This is a genomic window from Pseudomonas fluorescens, from assembly GCF_001623525.1.
Lineage (GTDB): Bacteria > Pseudomonadota > Gammaproteobacteria > Pseudomonadales > Pseudomonadaceae > Aquipseudomonas > Aquipseudomonas fluorescens_Q.
In genome coordinates this window covers 3,881,209-3,897,054 of the sequence record NZ_CP015225.1, presented here as the reverse complement: position 1 = coordinate 3,897,054, position 15,846 = coordinate 3,881,209, and the positions used below count along the sequence as shown (strand labels likewise).

Sequence of the window (15,846 nt, the reverse complement as noted above, 5' to 3'; positions counted from 1 at the left end):
AGCCCGAGGGCGGCCCCGAGCGCGGCGGCCCCTTCGGGCGCTTCAAAGATTGTTCGACGGCCTAGCCGACTGACCTGCGGATTTGAGTGACAAACCCATGCCAAAACGTACAGACATAAAAAGCATCCTGATTCTCGGCGCTGGCCCGATCGTGATCGGCCAGGCCTGCGAATTCGACTACTCCGGCGCCCAGGCCTGTAAAGCCCTGCGCGAAGAGGGTTACCGCGTCATCCTGGTGAACTCCAACCCGGCCACCATCATGACCGACCCGGCCATGGCCGACGCCACCTACATCGAGCCGATCAAGTGGCAAACCGTTGCCAAGATCATCGAGAAGGAACGCCCGGACGCGCTGCTGCCGACCATGGGTGGCCAGACCGCGCTGAACTGCGCCCTGGACCTGGAGCGCGAAGGCGTCCTGGAGAAGTTCGGTGTGGAAATGATCGGCGCCAACGCCGACACCATCGACAAGGCTGAAGACCGTTCGCGCTTCGACAAGGCGATGAAGTCCATCGGCCTGGACTGCCCACGCTCGGGCATCGCCCACAGCATGGAAGAGGCCAACGCCGTCCTGGAGCGCCTTGGCTTCCCGTGCATCATCCGTCCGTCCTTCACCATGGGCGGCACCGGTGGCGGCATCGCCTACAACCGTGAAGAGTTCGAAGAAATCTGCGCCCGTGGTCTCGACTTGTCGCCGACCAAGGAACTGCTGATCGACGAATCCCTGATCGGTTGGAAAGAATATGAAATGGAAGTTGTCCGCGACAAAAAGGACAACTGCATCATCGTCTGCTCCATCGAAAACTTCGACCCGATGGGCGTGCACACCGGTGACTCGATCACCGTCGCACCAGCCCAGACCTTGACCGACAAGGAATACCAGATCCTGCGTAACGCCTCCCTGGCGGTACTGCGCGAGATCGGCGTGGAAACCGGCGGCTCCAACGTCCAGTTCGGCATCTGCCCGAACACCGGTCGCATGGTGGTCATCGAGATGAACCCGCGGGTATCCCGTTCGTCGGCCCTGGCTTCCAAGGCCACCGGTTTCCCGATTGCCAAGGTCGCTGCCAAGCTGGCCGTGGGCTACACCCTGGACGAGCTGTCGAACGACATCACCGGCGGCAAGACCCCGGCGTCCTTCGAACCGTCCATCGACTACGTCGTCACCAAGCTGCCACGCTTCGCCTTCGAGAAGTTCGCCAAGGCCGATGCCCGCCTGACGACTCAAATGAAGTCGGTCGGTGAAGTCATGGCCATTGGCCGGACTTTCCAGGAGTCCTTGCAGAAAGCCCTTCGCGGCCTGGAAGTGGGCGTCTGCGGTCTTGATCCGAAGCTGGACCTGGCCGACCCGGAAAGCATGAGCGTGCTCAAGCGCGAGCTGACCGTGCCGGGCGCCGAGCGTATCTGGTACGTGGCCGATGCCTTCCGTGCCGGCATGACCGTCGAGCAGATCTTCGGCATGAACATGATCGACCCTTGGTTCCTGGTACAGATCGAAGATCTGATCAAGGAAGAAGAGAAGGTCAAGACCCTGGGCATGTCCAGCATCGACCGCGACACCATGTTCCGCCTCAAGCGCAAAGGCTTCTCCGACATGCGCCTGGCCAAGCTGCTGGGTGTGACCGAGAAGAGCTTGCGCGCGCATCGCCACAAGCTGGAAGTGTTCCCGGTCTACAAGCGCGTCGACACCTGCGCGGCCGAGTTCGCCACCGACACCGCCTACCTGTACTCCACGTACGAAGAAGAGTGCGAAGCTGCGCCATCGACCCGCGACAAGATCATGATCCTGGGTGGCGGTCCTAACCGGATCGGCCAGGGCATCGAGTTCGACTACTGCTGCGTACACGCGGCATTGGCCCTGCGCGACGACGGTTACGAGACCATCATGGTCAACTGCAACCCGGAAACCGTGTCCACCGATTACGACACCTCCGATCGCCTGTACTTCGAGCCAGTGACCCTGGAAGACGTGCTGGAAATCGTCCGCGTCGAGAAGCCAAAAGGCGTGATCGTCCAGTACGGCGGCCAGACTCCGCTGAAACTGGCGCGCGCCCTTGAAGCCGCGGGTGTGCCGATCATCGGTACCAGCCCGGATGCGATCGACCGCGCCGAAGACCGTGAGCGCTTCCAGCAGATGGTCGAGCGCCTGAACCTGCGCCAGCCGCCAAACGCCACCGTGCGCAGCGAAGACGAAGCGATTCGTGCCGCGGCCAAGATCGGTTACCCGCTGGTGGTGCGTCCGTCCTATGTGCTGGGCGGCCGTGCGATGGAAATCGTCTATCAAGAAGACGAGCTCAAGCGCTACCTGCGTGAAGCGGTCCAGGTGTCCAACGACAGCCCGGTGCTGCTGGATCACTTCCTCAACTGCGCCATCGAAATGGACGTGGACGCGGTCAGCGACGGCAAGGATGTGGTGATTGGCGCGATCATGCAGCACATCGAACAAGCCGGTGTTCACTCCGGTGACTCCGCTTGCTCGCTGCCGCCTTACTCGCTGCCGGCGCACATCCAGGACGAGATGCGCGAGCAGGTCAAGAAAATGGCCCTGGAGCTGGGCGTTGTCGGTCTGATGAACGTGCAACTGGCCCTGCAGGGCGAAGACATCTACGTCATCGAAGTCAACCCGCGCGCTTCCCGGACCGTGCCATTCGTCTCCAAGTGCATCGGTGTTTCCCTGGCGATGATCGCTGCACGGGTCATGGCGGGCAAAACCCTGAAGGAACTGAATTTCACCAAGGAAATCATTCCGAACTTCTACAGCGTGAAAGAGGCGGTGTTCCCGTTCGCCAAATTCCCTGGCGTCGACCCGATCCTCGGCCCTGAGATGAAGTCCACCGGTGAAGTGATGGGCGTGGGCGATACCTTCGGTGAAGCCTTCGCCAAGGCCCAGATGGGTGCCAGCGAAGTGTTGCCGACTGGCGGCACGGCGTTCATCAGCGTGCGTGATGACGACAAGCCACTGGTTGCAGGCGTAGCCCGTGATCTGATCAACTTGGGCTTCGAAGTGGTTGCCACTGCCGGTACTGCCAGGCTGATCGAAGCGGCAGGCCTGAAAGTGCGCCGCGTGAACAAGGTGACCGAGGGGCGTCCGCACGTGGTCGACATGATCAAGAATGACGAAGTCACGCTGATCATCAACACCACCGAAGGTCGCCAGTCGATCGCCGATTCCTACTCCATTCGTCGCAATGCGCTGCAGCACAAGATCTACTGCACCACGACCATTGCTGCGGGCGAAGCGATCTGCGAAGCGCTCAAGTTCGGTCCCGAGAAGACCGTGCGTCGCTTGCAGGATCTACATGCAGGATTGAAGGCATGAGCATAACCAAGTACCCGATGACAGTTCAGGGCGCGAAGGCCCTGGAAGAAGAACACGCTTTCCTGACCAAGGTCGAGCGCCCGCGCTTGAGCCAGGCTATTGGTGAAGCGCGTGAGCTGGGCGATCTCAAGGAAAACGCCGAATACCACGCTGCCCGAGAGGAGCAGGGGATGGTCGAGGCGCGTGTCCGTGATATCGAAGGTCGCATGCAGAATGCGGTGATCATCGATGTTACGACGATCCCGCACACCGGCAAGGTGATCTTTGGCACTACCGTGGAAATCGCCAACGTCGAGACCGATGAAAGCGTCACTTACCAGATCGTTGGTGAGGACGAGGCAGACATCAAGCTCGGCAAGATTTCCGTTGGTTCGCCCATCGCTCGCGCCTTGATTGCCAAGGAAGAGGGCGATGTGGTGGTGGTGAAGACGCCGGGTGGTGTCATCGAGTATGAGATTGTCGAAGTCCGTCACATCTGAACGAAGGCGCCCGCTGCGAGCGGGCGCCATGATCTGGCAGCTCACCCAGATGTTGTGGGTGGGCGGCGTCTGGTTGTTGCATGTCGGTTTGCTGCCGGTGCTGGGTCGAGTCGGCCTGGCACCGCTGCTCATCGATGAAATCGCAGGCATGCTGACGGCGCTGCTGGTGGGTTTCTCTGCGGCGTGCGTAATATTTCAGGCTTTGGTGCTGGTTCAGGCCGAGGGCCTTGCCAGTCTATGGCGCGACATTCGTGGGCAATTGTTGCTCATGTCGTTGTACGCGTGCGGGATGTTCTTCGCGGTGCGTCTCGGCTGGCCGGATGCGAGCCAGTGGCAGGCATTCAGTTACCTGGTGCTGGGTTTTTCCGGGTTGGTGCTGGTGTTGCAGCCGGTTCCCGGGTGGAGTGGCAGGGTGTGCGAGGCACACCCTTGACCCTTTGGCATCACTTGAAGCGGTGAACGTTCGACAGTTGCTTGTTGACGCTGAAATTCTTGCGATAAATCAGCGCCATCTTGCCGATGACCTGCACCAGGTCGGCCTTGCCGGTCTTGCACAGTTCGGCAACGGCAGCCAGGCGGGCTTCGCGGTCGAGGATGTTGAGCTTGATCTTGATCAGCTCGTGATCGCTTAAGGCGCGCTCCAGTTCGGCGAGTACACCTTCAGTCAAACCGTTGTCAGCCACAGTCAAAACCGGTTTCAGATGGTGGCCAATGGATTTGTATTGTTTCTTCTGCTCTTGAGTGAGCGGCATAATCTGACCCCTGCGTCTGATCTTGTAAAAAGCGGCGGCCAGTTTACCCGAGCAAGTCCGGGACCGCCCACTTAATCACGACCCGTTTTATTTTTAGAGGTGGCCCGTGGCCCGTTCCAAGACTAGCCAGAACTGGCTCAGAGAGCATTTCAACGATCCGTACGTCAAAATGGCGCAAAAAGACGGCTATCGCTCTCGCGCCAGCTATAAATTGCTGGAGATCCAGGAAAAGGATCGCCTGATCCGTCCAGGCATGACCGTGATCGATCTCGGCGCGGCACCGGGCGGTTGGTCCCAGGTGACCAGTCGTCTGATTGGCGGTCAGGGCCGCTTGATCGCTTCCGATATCCTGGAAATGGACAGCATCCCTGATGTGACCTTTATCCAGGGCGATTTCACGGAAGACGCCGTGTTGGCGAAAATCCTGGAAGCCGTCGGAAATACGCAGGTTGACCTTGTGATTTCCGATATGGCCCCCAATATGAGTGGATTGTCGGCTGTCGACATGCCTCGTGCAATGTTCCTCAGCGAGCTGGCCCTGGATCTTGCCGGGCGGGTTTTGCGTCCAGGTGGTGATTTTTTGATCAAGGTCTTCCAGGGTGAAGGCTTCGACGAATACCACAAGGGCATCCGCAAATTGTTCGACAAGGTGCAGATGCGCAAGCCATTGTCATCCCGTGACCGTTCTCGCGAGCAGTATCTGCTGGCGCGGGGCTTTCGTGGTGTTGAAGGTGCGGCCAGTGATGAGCGTCTTTGATAGAAGGCGATAGTTTTTTTTGTCTCGCGTTGAAAAAGCCGTGTAACGAAAATTACCCGGCCAAAGTTTCACAAAGGGTTACAGACGGCGCCTGCCAGAGTCGTAGGTAATGTAGTAAGTTAGGCCGGTGAATATCATGCGAAGCGCGCGCCAGTAGCGGAGCTTGCTTCAGAGGGTAGTTAATTGAACGATATGGCAAAGAATCTGATCCTGTGGTTGATCATCGCCGCTGTCCTTGTGACCGTGATGAACAACTTCTCCAGCCCTAACGAGCCGCAGACCCTCAACTATTCCGACTTCATCCAGCAGGTCAAGGATGGCAAGGTCGAGCGCGTAGCCGTTGATGGCTATGTGATTACCGGTAAGCGCACCGATGGCGACAGCTTCAAGACCATTCGTCCGGCAATCCAGGACAATGGCCTGATCGGCGACCTGGTGGACAACCATGTCGTGGTCGAAGGCAAGCAGCCTGAGCAGCAAAGCATCTGGACCCAGCTCCTGGTCGCCAGCTTCCCGATCCTGGTGATCATCGCCGTGTTCATGTTCTTCATGCGGCAGATGCAGGGCGGCGGCGGAGGCAAGGGCGGGCCGATGAGCTTTGGCAAGAGCAAGGCCCGGCTGCTTTCCGAAGACCAGGTGAAAACCACCCTGGCCGACGTCGCGGGTTGCGATGAAGCCAAGGAAGAAGTCGGCGAGCTGGTCGAGTTCCTGCGTGATCCGGGCAAGTTCCAACGCCTGGGCGGTCGTATCCCGCGCGGCGTACTGATGGTGGGTCCACCGGGTACGGGTAAAACCTTGCTGGCCAAGGCGATCGCCGGTGAAGCCAAGGTGCCGTTCTTCACGATTTCCGGTTCCGACTTCGTCGAAATGTTCGTCGGCGTGGGCGCCAGTCGTGTTCGCGACATGTTCGAACAGGCCAAGAAACACGCGCCGTGCATCATCTTCATCGACGAGATCGACGCCGTTGGTCGCCATCGTGGCGCCGGCATGGGTGGCGGTCACGATGAGCGTGAACAGACCCTCAACCAGTTGCTGGTCGAGATGGACGGTTTCGAAATGAACGACGGCATCATCGTGATTGCCGCCACCAACCGTCCTGACGTGCTCGACCCCGCGCTGTTGCGTCCAGGTCGCTTCGACCGCCAGGTCGTGGTGGGGCTGCCGGACATTCGTGGTCGCGAGCAGATCCTCAAGGTCCATATGCGCAAGGTGCCAATGGGTGACGACGTCGCTCCGGCCGTCATCGCGCGTGGTACGCCGGGCTTTTCCGGTGCCGACCTGGCGAACCTGGTCAACGAGGCGTCGCTGTTCGCCGCTCGTACCGGCAAGCGCGTCGTGGAAATGAAGGAATTCGAACTGGCCAAGGACAAGATCATGATGGGCGCTGAGCGCAAATCCATGGTCATGTCGGAGAAAGAAAAGCAGAACACCGCGTATCACGAGGCGGGTCACGCGATCGTCGGTCGTGTCGTGCCCGAGCACGATCCGGTCTACAAGGTCTCGATCATTCCGCGCGGTCGCGCCCTGGGCGTGACCATGTTCCTGCCGGAAGAGGATCGCTACAGCCTGTCCAAGCGTGCATTGATCAGTCAGATCTGTTCGTTGTACGGCGGTCGTATCGCTGAAGAGATGACGTTGGGCTTCGATGGCGTGACCACCGGGGCATCCAACGACATCATGCGCGCCAGTCAGATCGCTCGGAACATGGTCACCAAGTGGGGCCTGTCCGAGAAGCTGGGGCCGCTGATGTATGCCGAAGAAGAAGGGGAAGTGTTCCTCGGTCGTGGTGGCAGTGGCCAGCATGCAAGCTTCTCTGGCGAAACGGCCAAGCTGATCGATTCCGAAGTGCGCAGCATCATCGACCAGTGCTACGGCACAGCCCGGCAGATTCTCACGGACAACCGTGACAAGCTCGATGCCATGGCCGATGCCCTGATGAAGTACGAAACCATCGATGCCGAGCAGATCGACGACATCATGGCGGGTCGCGTACCTCGCGAGCCTCGTGGCTGGTCGGGTGGTACTGGCACCTCCGGTACACCCCCGGCAGTACAGGGTGAGCGTCCGGAAACACCGATTGGCGGTCCGGCCGCTGATGTCTAAGGCTTGAAATGACTTCTGTTCAGTCCTCGACCCGGTTGCCTTGCGGCAACCGGGTTCTTGATTTGGCCCATGCGCATGTCATGGGTATTCTCAATGTCACGCCTGATTCCTTTTCCGATGGTGGTCGATTCAGCCAGCTCGATGCTGCGCTGCGACATGCCGAGGCCATGGTGGCTGAGGGCGCAACGCTGATCGATGTGGGTGGTGAATCGACCCGGCCGGGCGCACGTGCGGTCTCGCCTACTGAAGAGCTGGAGCGAGTGGCGCCGATTGTCGAGCGCATCCATCGCGAACTTGATGTCATTATCTCGGTCGATACGTCCACGCCTGCGGTCATGCGTGAGACTGCGCGGCTGGGGGCGGGCCTGATCAATGATGTTCGGTCCTTGCGGCGCGATGGTGCCCTGGACGCGGCGGCGGCCACCGGATTGCCGGTGTGCCTGATGCATATGCTTGGCGAGCCGGGGACCATGCAGAATGACCCGCACTATGATGATGTGACCAGGGAGGTAGGTGAGTTCCTGGTGGAGCGTCTGGATCGGTGCGCCGCCGCGGGCATTCCCGCCGAGCGGATCATTCTTGACCCCGGGTTCGGCTTTGCCAAGACCCTGGCTCACAACCTGAGCTTGTTCAAGCATATGGAAGCCTTGCATTCCCTGGGGCGGCCCCTGTTGGTTGGGGTCTCGCGAAAGAGCATGATAGGCAATGCCTTGGGCCGCCCGGTGGGTGAGCGCCTATATGGCGGTCTCGCCCTTGCGGCCTTGGCCCTTGCCAAAGGTGCGCGCATATTGCGCGTGCATGATGTAGCCGAAACGATGGATGTCGTGCGGATGATCGCAGCTGTGGATTCAGCCGAATAAGAATGACGGAGCACTTATGAGCAAGAAATACTTTGGCACCGACGGTATTCGTGGTCGGGTCGGCGAATACCCTATTACCCCTGATTTCATGCTCAAGCTCGGCTGGGCGGCCGGCATGGCATTTCGCAAAATGGGCGCGTGCAAGGTGCTGGTCGGCAAGGACACGCGAATTTCCGGCTACATGTTCGAATCGGCACTTGAAGCCGGCCTGACATCGGCGGGCGCCGATGTGATGCTGCTGGGCCCGATGCCGACGCCAGCCATTGCCTACCTGACGCGTACGTTCCAGGCCCAGGCAGGCATCGTGATCAGCGCCTCGCACAACCCTCATGATGACAACGGCATCAAGTTCTTCTCCGGCCAGGGTACCAAGCTGCCGGATGATATCGAGCTGATGATCGAAGAGCTGCTGGACACGCCGATGACTGTGGTTGAGTCGAGCAAAATCGGCAAAGTGTCGCGGATCAACGATGCGTCGGGTCGTTACATCGAGTTCTGCAAAGGCAGTGTGCCGACCGGTACCAGTTTTTCCGGCCTGAAAATCGTCGTCGATTGCGCCCATGGGGCAACCTATAAAGTTGCGCCGAGCGTCTTTCGCGAGTTGGGCGCCGAGGTGGTGGTGCTTTCCGCCCAGCCCAATGGCCTGAACATCAACCACAACTGTGGTTCCACCCATACCGAGGCGTTGCAGGCTGCGGTGCTGGCTGAACAGGCTGATCTCGGGATCGCCTTCGATGGCGACGGCGATAGGGTCCTGATGGTCGATCACACCGGCACGGTTGTCGATGGTGACGAGCTGCTGTTCATCATTGCCCGTGACCTGCATGGACGCGGCAAGCTGCAGGGCGGCGTGGTCGGTACGTTGATGAGCAACCTCGGGCTTGAGCTGGCCCTGGCGGACCTGGATATCCCGTTCGTGCGGGCTAACGTGGGTGACCGCTACGTGATCTCGGAGCTGCTGGAGCGCAACTGGGTGATCGGGGGTGAGAACTCCGGCCACATCGTATGCTTCGACCATACCACCACGGGTGATGCGATCATTGCAGCCTTGCAGGTGCTGATGGCGCTCAAGGCGCGTAACGAAGGGCTCGCACAGTCGCGCCAGGCATTGCGCAAATGTCCGCAAGTGTTGATCAACGTGCGTTTCGGTGGCGGCGTGAATCCTCTCGAGCATGCGAAGGTCAAGCAGGCCAGTGAGCATGTGACGCAGGCGATGGCGGGGCGTGGGCGCGTGTTGTTGCGCAAGTCCGGCACAGAGCCTTTGGTGCGCGTCATGGTCGAAGGAGAGGATGAAGCGCAAGTTCGCGGTTATGCCGAAGAGCTGGCAAAACTGGTTACTGAAGTTTCTGCCTGAATTCGGCTTGCCAGTCATGAATCGGTTGGGTAACATCTGCGCCCACTTTGACCGACGAGGTACAGCATGCGTCGCCCTATGGTAGCTGGTAACTGGAAGATGCACGGTACCCGCGCCAGCGTCGCTGAGCTGATCAAGGGCCTTCGTCATCTGGCCTTGCCTAGCGGTGTTGATGTCGCGGTGTTCCCGCCTTGCTTGTATATCAATCAAGTGGTTGATGGCTTGAAAGGTAAGTCGATTTCGGTCGGCGCGCAGAACTCTGCGGTGGAATCCATGCAGGGTGCGTTGACCGGTGAGATTGCGCCGAGTCAGTTGGTGGATGCGGGTTGTTCTCTGGTCCTGATTGGACATTCCGAGCGTCGCCAGATCATGGGCGAGCAGGATAAGGCCCTGATTCGCAAATTTTCTGCGGCCCAGGCCTGTGGTCTGATCCCGGTGCTGTGTGTAGGGGAAACCCGGGAGCAGCGCGAGGCCGGAAAGACTCTTGAAGTTGTCGGGCGTCAGCTGGGTGGCATCATCGAAGAGCTGGGTGTCGATGCTTTTGCAAAGGCAGTCATTGCCTACGAGCCGGTCTGGGCCATTGGCACCGGGCTGACGGCTTCGCCGCAACAGGCGCAGGATGTGCACGCCGCCATTCGCGCGCAGTTGGCGGCAGAGAATTCTGAAGTGGCACGAGGTGTGCGGCTTCTATACGGCGGCAGCGTGAAGGCGGCCAATGCGGCCGAACTGTTCGGCATGCCGGATATCGATGGGGGGCTCATTGGTGGAGCGTCCCTGAATGCAGATGAGTTCGGTGCGATCTGTCGCGCCGCGGGAAACTGAAAAAATGCTGGAAACAGTCGTAGTCGTTTTTCATCTGCTGGGTGCACTGGGTGTAGTTGCCCTCGTATTGCTGCAGCAGGGTAAAGGTGCGGATGCTGGTGCGTCTTTCGGTGCAGGTGCTTCAAATACTGTGTTCGGAAGCCAAGGTTCCTCTACCTTTCTTAGTAAGTTTACTGCTATACTTGCCGCCGGTTTCTTCATGACCAGCTTAGGGTTAGGTTACTTTGCTAAAGAGAAAGCTCATGAGCTGACTCAAGTAGGTTTGCCAAACCCAGCGGTACTGGAAGCGCCTAAGCAACAACCGGCTTCTGATGATGTCCCGGTGCTTCAAGAGCAAAAGTCGGCCAACCCGGCGACTGACGTACCTCCAGCTCAAGAGCAGAAGTAAGAAGGTTTCAAACGCTGTATTGCCGAGGTGGTGGAATTGGTAGACACGCAACCTTGAGGTGGTTGTGCCCATAGGGTGTAGGGGTTCGAGTCCCCTTCTCGGTACCAATTATCAGGAGAGCCCGCGATTGCGGGCTTTCTTGTAGGTGGAAGGGTTACATTGACCCTGTAAGGGATCGGTCGTATACTTCCGCCCCAGCTTTGTCGCGGGATGGAGCAGTCTGGTAGCTCGTCGGGCTCATAACCCGAAGGTCGTCGGTTCAAATCCGGCTCCCGCAACCAGTTTCAGGGGCCCCTTCCAAGGGGCTTTTTGTTAGCTGGACACTTTATAACGCCGCTATTCGACGGCGTTTCAGGGATGGGCGATTCGCCCATTTTTTTTTATTTGCACAGCATGCACAAACATGCACGAGGGGGTTCAGGTGTCGAGCAAGCTAGAACAGTTGCAGGCCTTGTTGGCCCCGGTGGTCGTGGCCCTTGGCTATGAATGCTGGGGTATTGAGTTCTCGGCTCAAGGTCGCCACTCACTGTTGCGCGTTTATATCGATAAGGAAGGCGGCGTGTTGGTGGATGATTGCGCCATCGTCAGCCGTCAGATCAGCGGTGTACTGGATGTTGAAGATCCAATCACCTCCGAATACACCCTTGAAGTTTCCTCGCCTGGCATGGAGCGCCCCCTGTTCACACTTGAACAGTTCGCTTCGTTTGCCGGTGAACAAGTGAAGATCAAGCTGCGCTCGCCTTTCGAAGGTCGACGCAACTTCCAAGGCCTTCTGCGCGGTGTAGAAGAGCAGGACGTCGTGGTGCAGGTAGATGACCATGAGTTCCTGTTGCCGATCGATATGATCGACAAGGCCAACATTATTCCCAGTTTTGACTGATACGTGCCAGATACTGCGGATCCCGCGGATCCAATGGCTTGCGAAAGGCGAGGCGTACGATGAGCAAAGAAGTACTGCTGGTTGTTGAGTCGGTATCCAATGAAAAGGGCGTACCGGCTAACGTTATTTTTGAAGCGCTGGAGCTGGCTCTGGCCACTGCTACCAAGAAGCGGTTTGAAGACGAAGTTGATTTGCGTGTGGAAATCAATCGCCACACCGGTGCCTACGAGACTTTCCGTCGCTGGACGGTGGTCGAGGAAGCCGACCTGGATGATCCGGCTATCGAAACCTGGCCGAGCAAGGTTGCAGAAACGCATCCGGGCGCCAAGGTCGGTGATGTCGTCGAAGAAAAAATCGAATCCATTGAGTTCGGTCGCATCGCTGCACAGACTGCCAAGCAGGTCATCGTGCAGAAAGTTCGCGAAGCCGAGCGTGCACAAGTGGTCGACGCTTATCGCGAGCGCCTGGGGGAAATCATCTCCGGCACCGTGAAAAAAGTGACCCGCGACAACGTGATCGTCGACCTGGGCAACAACGCCGAAGCGTTGCTGGCTCGCGAAGACATCATCTCTCGCGAAACTTTCCGGGTCGGCGTGCGTTTGCGTGCGCTGCTCAAGGAAATCCGCACCGAGAACCGCGGCCCGCAGTTGATCCTGTCGCGTACCGCGCCGGAAATGCTGATCGAGTTGTTCCGCATCGAAGTGCCGGAAATTGCCGAAGGCCTGATCGAAGTGATGGCCGCCTCCCGTGATCCGGGTTCGCGTGCCAAGATCGCGGTCCGCTCCAAGGACAAGCGCATCGACCCGCAAGGTGCCTGCATCGGCATGCGTGGTTCGCGTGTCCAGGCCGTATCCGGCGAGTTGGGCGGCGAGCGTGTGGACATCGTCCTGTGGGACGACAACCCGGCTCAGTTCGTGATCAATGCCATGTCGCCCGCTGAAGTGGCGGCAATTATCGTCGACGAAGATGCCCACGCCATGGACATCGCCGTTGGCGCAGACAATCTGGCTCAGGCCATCGGTCGCGGTGGTCAGAACGTACGTCTGGCCAGCCAGTTGACTGGCTGGACCCTGAACGTGATGACCGAATCGGACATCCAGGCTAAACAGCAAGCTGAAACCGGCGACATCCTGCGCAACTTCATCGAAGAGCTTGAAGTCGATGAAGAGCTGGCGCAGGTGCTGGTGGATGAGGGCTTTACCAGCCTGGAAGAGATTGCCTACGTACCGGTGGAGGAAATGCTCAACATCGACGGCTTTGACGAGGAGATCGTCAACGAGCTTCGCGCTCGGGCCAAGGATCGTTTGTTGACCAAAGCCATCGCTACTGAGGAAAAGCTGGCAGACGCCCATCCGGCCGAAGACCTGCTCTCGCTTGAGGGTATGGACAAGGATTTGGCGATGGAACTGGCGGTGCGCGGCGTAATTACCCGCGAAGACCTGGCCGAGCAGTCTATTGACGATCTGCTCGACATCGACGGCATTGACGATGATCGTGCCGGCAAGTTGATCATGGCCGCCCGAGCCCACTGGTTCGAGTAATTAGGCGCGGCCTGAGGAGAGAAGTGCATGACGCAAGTCACGGTGAAACAACTGGCCGATGAGGTCAAAACACCGGTAGAGCGCCTGTTGCAGCAGATGCGTGAGGCAGGTCTGCCGCACACCGCCGCCGAGGAACATGTGACCGACAGTGAGAAGCAGTCCCTGCTGACTCACCTGAAGAGCAGTCACAAGGCGAAAGTGGAAGAACCGCGCAAGATCACTCTGCAGCGTAAAACCACCAGCACCCTGCGTGTTGCCGGTAGCAAAAGCATCAGCGTTGAAGTACGCAAGAAGAAAGTCTTCGTACAGCGCAGCCCGGAAGAAATCGAAGCCGAGCGCAAACGCGAACAGGAAGAACGTCGCGCAGTAGAAAATGCTGCTCGTCAGAAGGCTGAAGAAGAAGCCAAGCGTCGCGCCGAAGAAGAAGCGCGTCGCCAGCCTGCTGCTGCGCAAGCTGCTCCGGTAGAAGCCGTCGAGGCTGTTGCCCCGGTAGCCGAGCCTGTGCGCGAAGCCGCTCCAGTAGTGGCTGCGGCTCCGGCTCCAGCCGACACTCGCAAGCGCGACGAACAGCGTCGTCCCGACAAACCACGTGCCGACGACAACCGTCGTGGCAGTGGCGATGGCGAGCGCAAGAACGCGCCTCATCGTGCTTCGGTCAAGGAAAAGGCACCAGCGCCACGCGTTGCGCCACGTACCACCGACGAAGAAAGCGACGGCTTCCGTCGTGGCGGTCGCGGCAAGGCCAAGCTGAAGAAACGCAACGCCCACGGTTTCCAGAGCCCTACCGGCCCTGTCGTGCGTGAAGTGAAGATCGGCGAGACCATCACTGTGGGCGATCTGGCCCAACAGATGTCGGTCAAGGCTGCTGAAATCATCAAGTTCATGTTCAAGCTGGGTACGCCAGCCACCATCAACCAGGTACTGGACCAGGAAACTGCCCAACTGGTTGCTGAAGAGCTGGGCCACAAAGTGACCCTGGTCAGCGACACCGCCCTGGAAGATTCCCTGGCCGAGTCCCTGAAGTTTGAAGGTGAGGCGGTTTCCCGTGCACCGGTCGTGACCGTCATGGGTCACGTTGACCACGGTAAAACGTCCCTGCTCGACTATATTCGTCGTGCGAAGGTTGCGGCAGGTGAGGCTGGCGGTATTACCCAGCACATCGGCGCCTACCACGTTGAAACCGACCGCGGCATGGTGACGTTCCTCGACACCCCGGGTCACGCCGCGTTTACCGCGATGCGTGCCCGTGGTGCCAAGGCAACCGACATCGTGATCCTGGTGGTTGCAGCGGACGACGGCGTGATGCCGCAAACCATCGAAGCCGTTCAGCATGCCCAGGCAGCTGGCGTGCCGCTGGTGGTTGCGGTGAACAAAATCGACAAGCCGGGCGCCGATCTCGATCGCATCCGTAGCGAACTGTCGGTGCACGGTGTGACTTCCGAAGAGTGGGGTGGCGACACTCCATTCGTACCGGTCTCCGCGAAGATGGGTACCGGCGTTGACGAACTGCTCGAAGCCGTTCTGTTGCAAGCCGAAGTCCTGGAACTGACCGCTACACCTTCGGCCCCAGGCCGTGGTGTGGTCGTTGAGTCCCGTCTCGACAAGGGTCGTGGCCCGGTTGCGACCGTCCTGGTACAGGACGGTACGCTGCGTCAAGGCGACATGGTGCTGGTCGGCTCGAACTATGGCCGCGTGCGCGCCATGCTCGACGAGAACGGCAAGTCCATCAAGGAAGCCGGTCCGGCTATCCCGGTCGAGATCCTCGGCCTGGACGGCACCCCGGATGCTGGCGACGAGATGAGCGTTGTGGCTGACGAGAAGAAAGCCCGTGAAGTGGCTCTGTTCCGTCAAGGCAAGTTCCGCGAAGTCAAACTGGCTCGTGCTCACGCTGGCAAGCTGGAAAACATCTTCGAGAACATGGGTCAGGAAGAGAAGAAGACGCTCAACATCGTCCTCAAATCCGACGTCCGTGGTTCGCTCGAAGCGTTGAACGGTGCCTTGAACGGCCTGGGTAACGACGAAGTGCAAGTGCGTGTGGTCGGTGGCGGTGTCGGTGGTATCACCGAATCCGACGCCAACCTGGCACTGGCCTCCAACGCTGTACTGTTCGGCTTCAACGTGCGTGCCGATGCCGGCGCGCGCAAGATCGTCGAGCAGGAAGGCCTGGATATGCGTTACTACAACGTGATCTACGACATCATCGAAGACGTCAAGAAAGCGTTGACCGGTATGCTGGGCAGCGACGTGCGGGAGAACATCCTGGGCGTGGCCGAAGTTCGCGACGTGTTCCGTTCGCCGAAGTTTGGTGCCATCGCCGGTTGCATGGTGATCGAGGGTGTTGTTCACCGTAACCGTCCGATCCGTGTACTGCGTGAAGACATCGTGATCTTCGAAGGCGAGCTGGAATCCTTGCGCCGCTTCAAGGATGACGCTTCCGAAGTACGTGCCGGCATGGAGTGCGGTATTGGCGTCAAGAGCTACAACGACGTCAAGGTCGGCGACAAGATCGAAGTCTTCGAGAAGGTCCAGGTTGCTCGCAGCCTCTGACTCGCGCACTTCAAGAGCCGCACCGGGCAGCCGCATGAACATGC

The 15,846-nt window shown here is 59.2% G+C and carries 13 protein-coding genes and 2 tRNA genes; 14 read left to right on the top strand and 1 reads right to left on the bottom strand.

Annotated elements, in window-relative coordinates; translation table 11 throughout:
* Nucleotides 1-97: 97 nt before the first annotated feature.
* Genes carB through TK06_RS16805 form a run of 3 tightly spaced genes read left to right on the top strand, consistent with a single transcriptional unit; the run spans nucleotide 98 to nucleotide 4,231 of the window.
* A complete protein-coding gene (gene carB, locus TK06_RS16815) occupies nucleotides 98-3,319 on the top strand; it encodes a carbamoyl-phosphate synthase large subunit (protein ID WP_063322988.1) in 3,222 nt (1,073 codons plus the stop codon).
* A gap of 2 nt (nucleotides 3,320-3,321) precedes the next feature.
* Nucleotides 3,322-3,798: a transcription elongation factor GreA gene (gene greA / locus TK06_RS16810; RefSeq protein ID WP_027911987.1), complete on the top strand. Its 477-nt coding sequence runs from the start codon at nucleotides 3,322-3,324 to the stop codon at nucleotides 3,796-3,798.
* 28 nt (nucleotides 3,799-3,826) lie between these two features.
* Nucleotides 3,827-4,231: a hypothetical protein gene (locus TK06_RS16805; protein WP_063322987.1), complete on the top strand. Its 405-nt coding sequence runs from the start codon at nucleotides 3,827-3,829 to the stop codon at nucleotides 4,229-4,231.
* A 10-nt stretch (nucleotides 4,232-4,241) separates the two neighbouring features.
* Here TK06_RS16805 and TK06_RS16800 read toward each other — a convergent pair whose 3' ends face one another.
* Nucleotides 4,242-4,550 carry a YhbY family RNA-binding protein gene (locus TK06_RS16800; protein ID WP_003197704.1) on the bottom strand — a complete coding sequence of 103 codons (309 nt, stop codon included), beginning with the start codon at nucleotides 4,548-4,550 and terminating at the stop codon, nucleotides 4,242-4,244.
* A gap of 106 nt (nucleotides 4,551-4,656) precedes the next feature.
* Between TK06_RS16800 and rlmE the strand changes: the two genes are divergently transcribed.
* From rlmE to infB, 11 genes are all read left to right on the top strand, one after another.
* Nucleotides 4,657-5,307, top strand: a complete 651-nt coding sequence (gene rlmE, locus TK06_RS16795; protein WP_063322986.1) for a 23S rRNA (uridine(2552)-2'-O)-methyltransferase RlmE — start codon at nucleotides 4,657-4,659, stop codon at nucleotides 5,305-5,307.
* A 192-nt stretch (nucleotides 5,308-5,499) separates the two neighbouring features.
* Complete coding sequence (gene ftsH / locus TK06_RS16790) at nucleotides 5,500-7,410, top strand: ATP-dependent zinc metalloprotease FtsH (protein ID WP_063322985.1); 1,911 nt, start codon at nucleotides 5,500-5,502, stop codon at nucleotides 7,408-7,410.
* Between the two features lie 8 nt (nucleotides 7,411-7,418).
* Nucleotides 7,419-8,270, top strand: a complete 852-nt coding sequence (gene folP / locus TK06_RS16785) for a dihydropteroate synthase (RefSeq protein ID WP_063322984.1) — start codon at nucleotides 7,419-7,421, stop codon at nucleotides 8,268-8,270.
* A 16-nt stretch (nucleotides 8,271-8,286) separates the two neighbouring features.
* Nucleotides 8,287-9,624, top strand: coding sequence for a phosphoglucosamine mutase (glmM, locus tag TK06_RS16780; protein ID WP_063322983.1), 1,338 nt, complete (start codon nucleotides 8,287-8,289; stop codon nucleotides 9,622-9,624).
* A gap of 66 nt (nucleotides 9,625-9,690) precedes the next feature.
* Nucleotides 9,691-10,446 carry a triose-phosphate isomerase gene (tpiA, locus tag TK06_RS16775; RefSeq protein WP_063322982.1) on the top strand — a complete coding sequence of 252 codons (756 nt, stop codon included), beginning with the start codon at nucleotides 9,691-9,693 and terminating at the stop codon, nucleotides 10,444-10,446.
* Nucleotides 10,447-10,450: 4 nt separating this feature from the next.
* The gene (gene secG / locus TK06_RS30970) at nucleotides 10,451-10,834 is read left to right on the top strand and encodes a preprotein translocase subunit SecG (protein ID WP_003197714.1); all 384 of its coding nucleotides are present in this window, start codon (nucleotides 10,451-10,453) and stop codon (nucleotides 10,832-10,834) included.
* Nucleotides 10,835-10,855: 21 nt separating this feature from the next.
* Nucleotides 10,856-10,941: transfer RNA gene (locus tag TK06_RS16770), tRNA-Leu, on the top strand.
* 97 nt (nucleotides 10,942-11,038) lie between these two features.
* Nucleotides 11,039-11,115, top strand: a tRNA-Met gene (locus TK06_RS16765).
* Between the two features lie 140 nt (nucleotides 11,116-11,255).
* Complete coding sequence (gene rimP, locus TK06_RS16760) at nucleotides 11,256-11,714, top strand: ribosome maturation factor RimP (protein WP_013692254.1); 459 nt, start codon at nucleotides 11,256-11,258, stop codon at nucleotides 11,712-11,714.
* A gap of 59 nt (nucleotides 11,715-11,773) precedes the next feature.
* Nucleotides 11,774-13,255, top strand: a complete 1,482-nt coding sequence (gene nusA / locus TK06_RS16755) for a transcription termination factor NusA (protein ID WP_003177868.1) — start codon at nucleotides 11,774-11,776, stop codon at nucleotides 13,253-13,255.
* Nucleotides 13,256-13,282: 27 nt separating this feature from the next.
* Complete coding sequence (infB, locus tag TK06_RS16750; RefSeq protein ID WP_063322981.1) at nucleotides 13,283-15,802, top strand: translation initiation factor IF-2; 2,520 nt, start codon at nucleotides 13,283-13,285, stop codon at nucleotides 15,800-15,802.
* The last annotated feature ends 44 nt before the right edge of the window (nucleotides 15,803-15,846 follow it).

Bases quoted from the DNA above. Each gene is read 5' to 3' on its own strand.
- carB (WP_063322988.1), top strand. From the start codon at position 98: ATGCCAAAACGTACAGACATAAAAAGCATCCTGATTCTCGGCGCTGGC.
- TK06_RS16805 (WP_063322987.1), top strand. From the start codon at position 3,827: ATGATCTGGCAGCTCACCCAGATGTTGTGGGTGGGCGGCGTCTGGTTG.
- TK06_RS16800 (WP_003197704.1), bottom strand. From the start codon at position 4,550: ATGCCGCTCACTCAAGAGCAGAAGAAACAATACAAATCCATTGGCCAC.
- ftsH (WP_063322985.1), top strand. From the start codon at position 5,500: ATGGCAAAGAATCTGATCCTGTGGTTGATCATCGCCGCTGTCCTTGTG.
- folP (WP_063322984.1), top strand. From the start codon at position 7,419: ATGACTTCTGTTCAGTCCTCGACCCGGTTGCCTTGCGGCAACCGGGTT.
- glmM (WP_063322983.1), top strand. From the start codon at position 8,287: ATGAGCAAGAAATACTTTGGCACCGACGGTATTCGTGGTCGGGTCGGC.
- tpiA (WP_063322982.1), top strand. From the start codon at position 9,691: ATGCGTCGCCCTATGGTAGCTGGTAACTGGAAGATGCACGGTACCCGC.
- secG (WP_003197714.1), top strand. From the start codon at position 10,451: ATGCTGGAAACAGTCGTAGTCGTTTTTCATCTGCTGGGTGCACTGGGT.
- nusA (WP_003177868.1), top strand. From the start codon at position 11,774: ATGAGCAAAGAAGTACTGCTGGTTGTTGAGTCGGTATCCAATGAAAAG.
- infB (WP_063322981.1), top strand. From the start codon at position 13,283: ATGACGCAAGTCACGGTGAAACAACTGGCCGATGAGGTCAAAACACCG.